The organism is Leptolyngbya sp. PCC 6406, from assembly GCF_000332095.2.
Taxonomy (GTDB): domain Bacteria; phylum Cyanobacteriota; class Cyanobacteriia; order Phormidesmidales; family Phormidesmidaceae; genus PCC-6406.
In genome coordinates this window covers 5,454,950-5,466,650 of record NZ_KI913949.1, presented here as the reverse complement: position 1 = coordinate 5,466,650, position 11,701 = coordinate 5,454,950, and the positions used below count along the sequence as shown (strand labels likewise).

Annotated in this window: 10 protein-coding genes and 1 pseudogene; 1 reads left to right on the top strand and 10 read right to left on the bottom strand. The window is 57.8% G+C overall.

From position 1 onward, the window contains the following. Positions 1 to 266, top strand: a pseudogene (locus LEP6406_RS29575) (IS1 family transposase); the annotation flags it as partial. On the opposite strand, the gene LEP6406_RS0224440 reads toward LEP6406_RS29575, so the two are convergent. The 10 genes from LEP6406_RS0224440 to LEP6406_RS0224390 form a co-directional block, all read right to left on the bottom strand. Next, on the bottom strand, positions 256 to 684 hold the full coding sequence (locus LEP6406_RS0224440) for a PIN domain-containing protein (RefSeq protein ID WP_008315622.1): 429 nt from the start codon (positions 682 to 684) through the stop codon (positions 256 to 258). The pseudogene LEP6406_RS29575 and the gene LEP6406_RS0224440 sit on opposite strands and share 11 nt — an antisense overlap. Further along, positions 677 to 928, bottom strand: a complete 252-nt coding sequence (locus tag LEP6406_RS0224435) for a UPF0175 family protein (RefSeq protein ID WP_008315624.1) — start codon at positions 926 to 928, stop codon at positions 677 to 679. Before LEP6406_RS0224435 ends, LEP6406_RS0224440 begins: the two co-directional genes overlap by 8 nt. A gap of 273 nt (positions 929 to 1,201) precedes the next feature. Beyond that, positions 1,202 to 1,993: a hypothetical protein gene (locus tag LEP6406_RS0224430; RefSeq protein WP_008315626.1), complete on the bottom strand. Its 792-nt coding sequence runs from the start codon at positions 1,991 to 1,993 to the stop codon at positions 1,202 to 1,204. Positions 1,994 to 2,129: 136 nt separating this feature from the next. Beyond that, positions 2,130 to 2,258, bottom strand: coding sequence for a hypothetical protein (locus LEP6406_RS34980; protein ID WP_008315628.1), 129 nt, complete (start codon positions 2,256 to 2,258; stop codon positions 2,130 to 2,132). A gap of 47 nt (positions 2,259 to 2,305) precedes the next feature. After that, positions 2,306 to 2,608 (bottom strand): hypothetical protein, encoded by a 303-nt coding sequence (locus LEP6406_RS0224420; protein ID WP_027269406.1) that lies wholly within the window; start codon positions 2,606 to 2,608, stop codon positions 2,306 to 2,308. Positions 2,609 to 2,874: 266 nt separating this feature from the next. Next, a complete protein-coding gene (locus LEP6406_RS33200) occupies positions 2,875 to 3,039 on the bottom strand; it encodes a hypothetical protein (protein WP_155834763.1) in 165 nt (54 codons plus the stop codon). A 130-nt stretch (positions 3,040 to 3,169) separates the two neighbouring features. Next, positions 3,170 to 4,882, bottom strand: coding sequence for a ShlB/FhaC/HecB family hemolysin secretion/activation protein (locus LEP6406_RS0224405; RefSeq protein ID WP_051463846.1), 1,713 nt, complete (start codon positions 4,880 to 4,882; stop codon positions 3,170 to 3,172). 240 nt (positions 4,883 to 5,122) lie between these two features. Further along, a complete protein-coding gene (locus LEP6406_RS0224400) occupies positions 5,123 to 8,461 on the bottom strand; it encodes a two-partner secretion domain-containing protein (RefSeq protein ID WP_008316606.1) in 3,339 nt (1,112 codons plus the stop codon). A 396-nt stretch (positions 8,462 to 8,857) separates the two neighbouring features. Continuing rightward, the gene (locus tag LEP6406_RS0224395) at positions 8,858 to 9,142 is read right to left on the bottom strand and encodes a hypothetical protein (RefSeq protein WP_008316188.1); all 285 of its coding nucleotides are present in this window, start codon (positions 9,140 to 9,142) and stop codon (positions 8,858 to 8,860) included. Between the two features lie 252 nt (positions 9,143 to 9,394). Beyond that, positions 9,395 to 11,650 (bottom strand): hypothetical protein, encoded by a 2,256-nt coding sequence (locus tag LEP6406_RS0224390; RefSeq protein ID WP_008316189.1) that lies wholly within the window; start codon positions 11,648 to 11,650, stop codon positions 9,395 to 9,397. Between the last annotated feature and the right edge of the window lie 51 nt (positions 11,651 to 11,701).

Below are 11,701 nucleotides of genomic sequence, written 5' to 3'. Positions count from 1 at the left end.
AGGTCCACGCCAATCACCTGGAAGCCTTCAACAGTGCCTTGAGGCGACGGGCAACAGCCTATCGCAGGCGACAGAATCACTATGCCAAGCAGGTGGAGGGCTTGCAGCGAGCTTTGAATGTCCAGCGTCTGATGCACAACTGGGTGCGGCCCCATTGGAGTTTGGAGAAACGGACGACGCCTGCCATGGCCATGGGATTCATTCAGCGCCCCTTGAAACTCTCTGAAATCCTATTATCCAGGGGATTTGAGGCTCTCACTCTTTAATAGGACAGTGCCCCGGACGTGCTTCTGAGATTTTGCCCCGTTGCTTGGCCACCAAAACTAAACCCAATGTGCCTCTCACGGGAATCTCCAAAGCCGCAGCACATTTACGAGCTGCTAAATCGTCCACAATCGCCTCTGTCCCAGGATGGGTGTAAGCCCAGGTTAGTACTGCTGATTCTCCCATGCCCAGATCCCAGGCTTGAATGATGGGCGACGTTACCGGGGTTTCAATCACTTGCAGCCAACCAGTTTGGGAGATTGTGGCTGCTGTGACATCAGAGTCGCCCCGACGCAAGATTTCAGTGGCGACCGCATCCGGAATGAAAATCTGCGGAGACAGTAATTGCAAAAGGTCGATTAACCCAGCCTTGCTCAGATAAATCAAGGGTGATGCATTAATGATGGGAGTCTCAGCCACGGGCCAATTCTCGCTCTAAATCATCAAAATTCACTTGAAAGGCATCCACCTGTTCACGAGCTAGTGCCATCAGGAAATCGATGCGATCTAGCCCTGCAACTTGAGCCGCCTTTTCCTGAGAAATGTGACCCTTTTGATACCAGAATATCGCCGCTGCCAACCGTAGCTCACAGGCAAACTCATCGGGTGATGTTTTGAGGGCAGAAAAGACCTCTGGAGCAACCTGGAAGATGATGTTAGTCATAATCTGATTCAGCAGGGCGAGATGTACCTATGATCCTAAAAGACGATACGAGTTAATGCCCAAACGACGAATATCCCTTAAGAGAGAAACCCGGTTTCTTTGCCCTAGCACTGGAAAATGGTCCTCACCCTACCAGAAAAAACCGGGTTTCTGCCCCCCCTTAGGTCACTGAAGCTCGCCTGCATCGTTCCATCGATCCTGTTTTATTTGCCGCCCATCTCTGCGCCCCAGCCGGAGACTGGGACGCAGAGATAGCGACGAATACGCTCTAACCTAGCTCACCTGTGGGTTGTCCTTGCGGTTGAGCCCCAAGCCCACCATCACGGTGCCCACCAAAAAGGCAAGAACACTGGGCTCTGGCACCGATACTGGGTCAGGATTGGGATCCGGGTTGGGATCTGGATCCGGATTGGGATCCGGATCGACAGGTGGGGTGAGGGTGCCATTGAGGTTGATGCGGACAAAGGTGTTGGGGGTGAAGGACAGACTCTGCACATTCACAAACAGTTCATTGTCCACAAAGGTCACCCGATCGGGGGTTAGCCCTAGGGTGGTTAAGGGGTCTAGCTGCGCTTCAGTGATTTGCAGGGCAATCGCATCAGCAAAGGTAAACACGTAGGTGTTTTGAAAAGCAGTGGCAAACCTACGAAAGCCCGCATTGGTAAAGTCGATTTCGAGATAGTCTGCACCCGCATCGATCGCTACATTTACCAAGCTGTTGGCAAATCCGGGAGGAACGCCTACGGTGGGGTCAAACAAGCTGGCCACATCGGGGAATTCCACTGCTGATTCGCTGACAGTCGCCACAGCGGGAAAAGAAGTGACAAATGGCTGGCTGGTGGGAGTTTGCTGGGCAAGCGTTCGCAACCGCAACTCTGAGCCGATCAAGGAAAAGTCGGCACTGTAGGCAGCAGGAGCGGTGATGCTACCCACGGCCAGCAGACCAGCGGTGAGAGCGACGCCACACCAAGGGCGCAAGAGGCCATGATGGCTGGCGGGCTGGACATGGCGCTGGAGCGATGCTCCCTGAGGCCCAGTCTTTGACCATCGTGATGTTGTAGTCATGGATTTTTCCTGGTTAATAGGTCTCCCCAAAGTTGGGGAAACAGCCATAGGGCTGTCACAGGAACCCTATTTCTGGGCAGCGAGTACTTATTCAATATCAGGGACGGCAACACCGAAAGTCTTCTGTGGGCAGCGGTTATGTCCCTAACTCGCTCGCTGGGAGTTGGGCCTGTACGGGTTTGGGGCTGATTGGGATAGTCAGGAGAGGATATTGGGTGGCGATCAGGAGGGTGGTGATGGCCAGACTGGTTAGTATACGGGGCATGGGTATCCTGGGTAGGTGTTCACCCAGGATTTAGCTCTGGGGGCGATTTACTTATTCAGTTTGGGTATGGGGGAGTAGGGGAGTTTCTCCTGGTGCCTTGGCTCTGCCTGGGCACCGCCGCTGGAGGCTCTGCCTCCCTTGAGTTGTCGGGTGCATCCGCGCCAGCGATGCACCGCAGGATGGCTGTCCGCTAAGGCTGGGCATCCGGATCCGTGGCCATCTCTGGAGCACAGTGAGACCCAGCAGATGTCGTAAATGCCGCCCCCATCCAAGGCGGTGGTGGTGTTGGAGATGGTGGAGCCATTCACCTGAATTGTGCCAGCCCCAAACCCGTCAAAATTTAACCCCAACTAAACTCCAGGGTTGCGGTCACCCGTCAATCATTAATTGACGGAACACTAGGGAGAGGGGCCGAGGTGTGCCACGATTGAACGGTTAGAGTATTTACGCCGCTCAGTACTAGACATCCTCCTCCTCCTCTCGTGAGGGGAAACTGGAATACTCAGACATAAACTGCTCAATGTCGTGGGCAGCTTCTGCCAAAGCCCGCTCCCAGTCCTCTGAACCCGGAATAAGCGCCTCCCTGTCTTCAGGCTCCCCTACCCCCCGCAACCCATCAGGGACCGGGTGCTTCCAACCTCGCCGCCTCACCCGATCGCGCCGCCTGCAACCCACCCGCCAGTTGCACCGCAGGCACCAGCAGGGCAGAACAGAGGGCAAAACTAAGGATCTTGGCGGGGCGGGCCATGGGGTAATCTCCGGCGATGGGGATAACACCCATTACTATTGCCGAGCCCAGCTAGCTTATTCAACCGTGGCCAGAGGCCGGGGCAGAGGCAGAGCCTCAGCGGCGGGTGCCCAGGCAGAGCCAGGGCACCAGGAAAGGCTTCGACCCCCACCCTGGTCACCCCCTACCAGCGATAACCCAAGGAAAAATGCAGTTGAGCGCCGCCGCCCTGATCTGTAATTTCCCGCAGATTGATCAGGGGAATGCCCGCCTCCAACCGGGCCTCTAGCCCCGATAGAGGCGTAAAGATCACCCCCAGCCCCGTCCCCCACAGCACATTTTGCTGGGTGGGCTGGGTGGCTGGGTTGTTAAACCACACCGCCCCCCAATCCATAAAAGGCACCAGTTGCAGGCGGGGGCTGCCATCCAGACGGCGATTTACCACAATGCGGTTTTCCACAGACAGACGCAGGCCACCATCGCCGCTTCGCACATTCTGGCGATAGCCCCGCACCGACTGCCCCCCGCCAATCACAAACTGCTCACTGCCCAGCAGAGAATCACCACTCAGTTGCAGATCGGCCCGCACAATCAAAAGATTGTCTGGGTTTAACCGCTGCACCCGCTGCACCTGCCCCAGCCAAGAAAGAAATTGACCATCCGGTTGGGGGTCGGGGTTGAGGGTGGCATCAAACCAATCGGTGCCTAGATTAAATTGCGATCGCGCCACCCAAGCGCCAGAGCCGTCCCGCCGTAGATAGTCTTGGGAAAATTGCAGCACACTGGTGCGGTTAGGGAAGGTGATTGCCCCCAAGATCACACTCTGGCCATCCCGATGGCGAAACCCCAGACCCAGAGCCAACTCCTCCTGGGGAGAGCGAATGAGCGGATAGCGAAACTCCGCCTCGTAGACCTGGGCATTACCCCGAATACCCAGGTTAAAGATCGGATTGCTATCGTCCGTGATCCGGAAGTTTTCGTAGCTGAACCCCAGCCTCACGGTGGCATCCTGGGGACTAACCGGGACTTGATAGCCCAGGGTATAGGCTTGGGCTCCTTCCGTCTGGGTGGTGGTGACCGCCAGACTCAAGGTATCCCCCAGGGCCAGCAGGCTGCGATAGCTCAGGCGACTACCCACCCGCGTCTCTCCCACACTGCGGGGAGAATAGTTGTCTACAAACACCTCCCCCTGAAAAGGGTTGGCCTCCTCCACAGAGACCGTTAAGCGGCTGGTGCCGGGGCCATCGCCCGCCTGAAGTTGAGCGCTCACGGTGTCAAATAAGCCCCCCAATTGCAATAGCTGTAACTGCGCTTCGAGTTCGGGTTGGCTCAGGGGGGCGGTGCTGGCCAAGTTTAGGCGGCTAGTGATGTAGTCACGGTAGCGACTCTCATCAGTTACGATAATCTCCGCCAGTTCCCCCTCCAGCACTTCGATCACCACAATGCCATCGGTGATCACCTGCTCTGGAATCCGCACCTGAGTGGTGATATAGCCCGCCTCCAGATAGCGCTGGTTCAGCAATTGGGCCAGGGCTTGCAGTTCCCCAAACGTCAGGGTGCGATTTTCGTAGGGGGCCACCAGCTCCGCCAAGTCTGCGGCACTGAAAACGGTGCTGCCTTGGATTTGAATCTGGGTAACGGCGATCGGGGTGGTGTCCTCCGAGGCATCGGGCACTGTCGAGGGTTCCGGGCTCTCCAGGGCAGGCTCTTCTGGTAACGGCTCTGGTAACGGCAGGGGATCAAAGGATGGGTCAACTTGAGCGTAGGCAGGGGCAGTCAAGCTGAGGAGCAGGAGAGCGAGGGACAGGGGCAGGGAGTGGGTCATGGGGGGTGTGAGGGTGGATGGGTGGATGGGCCGGTAGGGGCGCGAGGCTTCGCGCCCAATGCAGGATGCCACCGGAGGGGCGATCCCTTTCCTGGTGCCCTGGCTCTGCCTGGGCACCTCCGCCGGAGGCTCTGCCTCCCTTGAGTTGTAGGGTGCATCCGCGCCAGCGATGCACCGCAGGATGGCTGTCCGCTAAGGCTGGGCATCCGGATCCGTGGCCATCTCTGGAGCACGGTGAAACCCAGCACAGGCAACGATTTGCTGGGTCACGCTAGCGCTGGCCCAGCCTACGAATTGAAGCTTGACGAGGCCCTAAGGCTGGGCATCCGGATCCGTGACCGCCTCTGGAGCACAGTCATCGCGATCGCGGTCGCCATCCGTAGCGCAAACGGGGGGATTAGGGGCTGCATCCAGCCCCAGTTCCGCCGCAAAGGCCGGGTCAATCGTGAGGATGGGGGGTCTGGGCGCATCCTCTGGATAGGGCAAGAACGCCCGTCCCACCCGGAAGTGATCGGGGCGATCGCCCACCGCCGCTAAGGGGGAACTGGGTAGCGCACTGGGGGCCACAGAGCTGGGGGGAATACCCGGTGGCGTCACCGGGGGCAGCAGAGGATTGGTCACAATGGTGGTTAATCCAGACTCAAAGGCTCCCATGTCCCGAACCCCCACCGCTGCGGCTCCCCGCTGATCCGTGGGGATAGCATCGGCATTGCTGCCATCAATGGCAAGGCTCCCCGCCAAGAGTTCATGGGTCTGGGTGGGGCCACCGTTATTGGCCAGGGCTGCCAGGAGGGGAGCTTGGCCCACCACATTGCCATTCACCCCATCCACTGGTACGCCACTGGTGATCCCCGCTGTGGTTTGAATCAGACTATGGGTGAATTGGGTGATCCCGAGCCCACCCAGAATGTCGGATGCGGCTCCACCGGAACTGCTGTTGCCCGCAATGATGCTGTTGCGGATGATGTTGTTGTTATTGAACAGAAAGGCGATGCCGCCGCCATCCCCTACGCCGTTGTTGTCGCCATCGGCCCGGTTGAAGGCAATGGTGGCGTTGTTGAGGGTCAGGTTGCGACTATAAATACCGCCCCCATTGCGATCGGCGGTGTTGCCCGACACGGTGGTGTTATTCAGCACAAAGTTATTGGTGACGGGACTGGTGCTGTAGATACCGCCCCCGTCCTGTCCGGCCCGATTACTGGAGATGGTGCTGTTGCTCAAAAACAAGCTCCCCCCCCGCAGGCCCCCGCCATCGTTCCCGGCGGTGTTGCCCGACACCGTGGAGCCCACCAACACAATGGTGGTGCCAGAACTGTCGTAAATGCCGCCCCCATCCAAGGCGGTGGTGTTGTTGGAGATGGTGGAGCCATTCACCTGGATCGTACCGGCCCCAAACCCGGCAATGCCACCCCCATGTCGGATAGAGCTATTCCCAGTCACCGTAGTGTTGTTCAGGGTTAGGGGAGCACGAGCGGAAATGCCCCCGCCATTGGCATTGGGCAATCCCACCAGGGTGCGATTACCGGACACGGTGGAGTTATTCAGGGTCGCCGTCCCCCAACTGTGAATCCCGCCCCCCGCACCCGTGGCTGTGTTGTTAGACACGGTGGTGTTATTCAAGACTAGGCCACGGACAGCGTTAATGCCCCCACCAACGCCACCGGAGAAATTATTAGTAATGTTGGAGTTGTTGATGACCACTGGCCCATTGCTAGCAATGGCTCCACCACCGCCAGCGACTGGGCTGTTGGCTTGGTTATCCCTGAAGGTCGAGTTATTCACGACCAGGTTAACCGTTGGATAGGAGAGGTTCAAGAAGCCACCCCCTGAACCAAGGGCTGGGTTGCCATTGGCCACGGTCAAATCATTGAGGGTGACAGTACCGGTAAAGGTAGTCCTCACTTCCAAGACCCGGTGGGTGTTATTACCACTCAGGATCGTGTTGCCTGCCCCCGCCCCCGTCAGGGTGACAGGTCGCCAGATCTCCAGGGTACTGGCTTCGGTAAAAGTCCCAGCGGCAATATTGACCGTCGCCCCCGCTGCTGCCACATCAAGGCCATTCCGCACACTGCCACTGGCTCCCACATTCACCGTGCCGGCGGTGCCAAACAGTCTGCCCCCAAGCCCCAGGGTGATGGGCTGATTCAGGTTCACCGTGGGGGATGCCAGGGTCAAATTGCGCCCACTGCTGCTATTGATGGCGGCATCGACCCTGATTGAATTCGTGGCCTGGAGGGTGACGTTGGAGCCCCCTAGGGCTGTAACGATGGTGGTCGCATCAATGGTACTGGCCAACGGATCGTTGGTACCCCCGGTAATGGTGGCGGTGCCCCCCACTTCCACCACGAGATCCAGGGGATCCAATAGCCATGTGCCCCAGTCCCCTTGGGGGGCAGCGGTGAAGACCTGAGCCCCTGGCTGCACCGTCAGGCGACCAGCACCGGAGGTTTCCACAAAACCGCCATCGCCCCCTTGGGCTCCCCCCTGGGCAGAGATTTGACCGCCAAACACCGTATCGCCATCGGCCCAGACAATCACCCGACCCCCATTGCCGATATCCAGGGCATCGGCCTCAATGCGGCTGGTGGCATCCACCTGGGTGGTTTGGGCGGTGGGAATGGCACCCTGTCCCAGATAATCGCCCCCAACGAGGACTGCACCGCCCCCCTGGTTTCCGGTGGCCGTCAGAGTCGCGCCGGACAGGGCAACCTCTTGACCCAGGACTTGAATTTGGCCCCCCTGGGAACCGGACACATCCACGGTTCCAGCGACAGTGGTGGCTCCAGCCCCTGGGTTCACCGCTGCCCCGCTGGATAGGACGATCGCCCCATCGGACCGGGTAGAAACGGTGGTGGCATTTCCACCCCATTCCCCAGCAAGTAGGGCGGGTAAGGCCAATGGCGTGAAGCCATTCCCCGCCGCCAGGGCTTGAACTTGGGCCGTGGGCAGGGCCAAACTCAACACCAGCCCCGCCTGGGAAATTTGCAGGATCCCAGCTTCGGGCACCGCCACAATGGACACGGTGCCGCTGGGGGCGGTCAAGGTGTCGGTATTCACTACGGTGCCCCCAGCTAGGGTAATGCCCTGCCCTGGTGCCACCTGTAAATCGGCTTCGTTGAGCAGGATGCCCTCATTACCCAGGAACACATAGCCCGATGGAGCGCCCCCCAAAGCCCCGGTGGGCGACTGACCACTGGCGCTAAAAATCTCGTCCCCAAAGGCGATGCCGCTGGCGGTGCTGGCGGAGAATGATCCGGCCAGGTTGAGGCTGGCGTTGCGTCCCAGCAAAATTCCGGCTGGATTGATCAGGAACAAATTGGCATTGCTGCCGCCGCTCACCTGCAAGAGGCCATCAATGACGGAGGCTTGGCCCCCGGTCACCCGAGCCAGGATATTGACCACGCTGGGATTGGCTAGAAAGTTGGCGATTTCTCCCGTGCTGAGGCCAAACTGCTGAAAACTGTGGAACAGGTTGGCATCAATTTGGGTGCCGCCGTTGATCGTGTAGGTCTGGGTGACGGCATCAAAGTTCACTGTCGTACCCGTGCCATCATTGGTGGGGGTAATCTCTTGGCTCTGGACGGGGGTAGCCCAGCTCAGTCCGAGCAGCATAAATGCGAGGGCAATGGATTCTTTCTTGGCGATGCGCATAGCAGGTCAGCTCCACTGGAGAAATGGGAAATGCACGGATCTAAACCATCCCTATTTCTGACGGTGCGGAACTTATTCACGATCGCTTCAGAAATGGATAAGACTTTCCGGCCCCCCTTCTCCCGTTGGCTGAGCGGAGTTGAAGCCGGGGGAAGGGATATAGCCTGACGGCATTCAAGAAAGAGGGATAAGGTAAAGTTGACAGACCTCTAGCACTCTCCCAGGGAGTGCTAGAGGTCTGTCAGTAAAATTTTGAGGGTCTTCGACCCGTCAAAATTTAACCCCAACTAAACTCCAGGGTTGCGGTCACCCGTCAATCATTAATTGACGGAACACTAGGGAGAGGGGCCGAGGTGTGCCACGATTGAACGGTTAGAGTATTTACGCCGCTCAGTACTAGACATCCTCCTCCTCCTCTCGTGAGGGGAAACTGGAATACTCAGACATAAACTGCTCAATGTCGTGGGCAGCTTCTGCCAAAGCCCGCTCCCAGTCCTCTGAACCCGGAATAAGCGCCTCCCTGTCTTCAGGCTCAGTAACATCAGGCGTCACAGAACTCGCCTCAGCAGCAGGGGTCTCCGCCTGAGGAGACTGGGATCCTAAGGCCGCCTCTAGTTCATCCAAGGCCCGTTTGAATTTTTCTTCAGCTTTGCGACGATTTTCCCGCTGATTCTTATCCATCCGCCCCTACCCCAAACTATGGGGGTAGTTATAACTGGGTGCCATCGTCCCTATATATAGATGCCCATGTCTATCGTATTTCGCGATGGGGAAAGTGAAGTATAGCGGTATCCATCGTCATTGAGTATGCCTATCCCGGAGGGCTTACGCCTGTGCGCCCTCCGGGATAGGTGCCACCCAACTGCACGTTGCTAAGCCAGTAGGCTAGATTAAGCCTTGTGCAGGATGGGGCCGCCTGGTTCGAGGATTACCCTAAACTTCACGGCCATGGCGCAGTCGTCGGGGAGGGGCATTGAGCAGGGCTTGGGTATTGGATTGGCCAATCCGTTGCACTTGCCGCCAGTGTAGGGTACCGAGAGCGGCGATCGCCGTCCCCTGAACCACGCAACTGAGAATGAAGATAGGCCAGCTTCCTAAAGACTGCCACGGGCTGAACGCACCCAAGAGCAATGCGGATACACTCTGCTCGATCCCCAAGCTGTTGAGCCAAGTAAATCCATTGATCACCGCAACAGTCTGGAGCGCTATCCCTACCAACACCATTGCTAAGGCCCAAATGGCCGATCGCTTTAAGGGGCTGAGGTAAATGAGTTGCGCCAAGAGCCCATAAATGATCGCCATGGCCAAAAGGCTAATCACACGAAACACATCATCCAACCACCAAAACCGCATCAGCCACGGATAATCTGAAGGTAAATCAGATAGAGGTGTGACCCCGTATCCTTGGCTAATCACAGCCCACCCGATCCAGGCTACGGTCAATGCCGCGATCAGCAGGGCGTGGAGGCTGAGGGCCACGGCGGGGGGGCTATTGTCTGCCCAAATCAGCTCTCGCCATAGAGAAGACCGCCGCCCAACGGGGGCTGCTGGGGTAGGCCGCGATCGCTGGTGGCGAAACCGAGCCCAATCCTGAAGGGTTTGACGGGTAGGAGGGGTGAGGGCGATTGTCAGCCCCACCAAAACCAGAGCCGCTATCGACATCAATGGAGCCAGATTGCCATAAAAGCCCCTAAAGCCTCCTTCCCGCAGCAGCGTGAAGCCCAATACCAGCATCCAAACTGCCCCTGTCAGCCAATAACTAGACGAGCGAGCCATGAGCGACTGTTGACCATTGGCATAGCGGCGCAGCATCATTTGCCATAGCCCTACGGTCAACCCTAGGCCCAGGGTCACCATCAGCACTAGGTAAGACAGCCGCCCAACATCATGACCCAAGAACCAAGTCACCCAATAATCCGGCACCAAGCCAGATGATCGCGAACTGCCAGGGTTTGACAGGTCAATGCGCGACAGATCCCCCAGGGCAAAAAAGGGCGTGAAAAAGGCAACCCAGTTCATTGAGGGCTGGAAGCCATAGCGCCCCATTTGAAACTGCCCCATTTGCAACATGAACAACTCAGCAAAGGCAAAACCAGAGCTGACCAAAAAGGCCAAGAAGCGGGCCAGCTTGGGAGCCAACAGCCCCAACACCATGGCCCCACTGAAAAACACGGTGCCGTGCAGGGCAGTGACGGCGCAAAAGATGGCCAACGGCAACAGGCCCAACCCAGCCTGAATCCCCAGATACAGTTGCAATGGCAGCGCCAGTGCCAAGCTGAGATAGACCCAAATGGGCACCCCTAGCAGTTGGCCCAGCAGCACACTTAACCCAGAGCGAGGACTCAATTGCACCAGAGCCAGGGTACCCCGCTGCCCCTCTTGGCCCAGGTTACTGATCAACAAAAATGACCCCAGCCCAATGGCGACCGTCGCCAGGGTCGAGCCCATAGCCAAAAACACATTCCAGGACCAAGGCTGCCAATTGACCTGGTAAGCACTGCCATCGGTGGTGAGGAGGCAACGGGGAGGGTAGCTGTACGTCTCAGTGTGGTTGGCAGGGTCAACGATGCAGTATTGGCCCCGGATATCAGTAACCCAAGCCCTGGGCAAGGCTACGGTAAATTCCCCCCGGCCTTCACGACTCAGGGTCAGCTCAATGATGGAGCCCAGCAAGCGACGAGCCAGGGGCGATTCCCTGTCTCTGCCCCAGGTTACTTCTGCCCCATTGGTACGAATATTTCTGAGCAGTTCTTCCTTCAGTTGTTGATCTCGATATGCCTGATCAGAACTGACGGCATTGGGATTGATAGCTGCTATGGGATTACCATTCACCACTAGCAGGCGATCGCCCGGTCGGATATCCGGTCGCTGGGTCGGGAGGGCACCGACATCGGGATGTACCAGCACCTGGTCAAAGACATCGCTAATGCTGACGGTTTGCCCCGAAACTGACAAGTCAATATCCGGGAAAGTGCCCATTCTGGTGTCGTGATCCTTCAAGTCATCGGGCAGATGCCCCCAAAAACCCATCACCACCCCGGCCTGCAACAGCAGAGAAAGCACCACAGTCAGCAAGACAGGACCAACCCTGAGACGACTTTTGAGTTCCCGCAACAGTTGGGGGTTCCAATTGCCCAGGGTATCCAGACAGTGCCAATAGAGGGCGCGGGGCGATCGCAAATAGTACATGGGGGCTAGCCTCAGAATCAATTTTGCAGAGCAGCTTCATCACAACCAGGG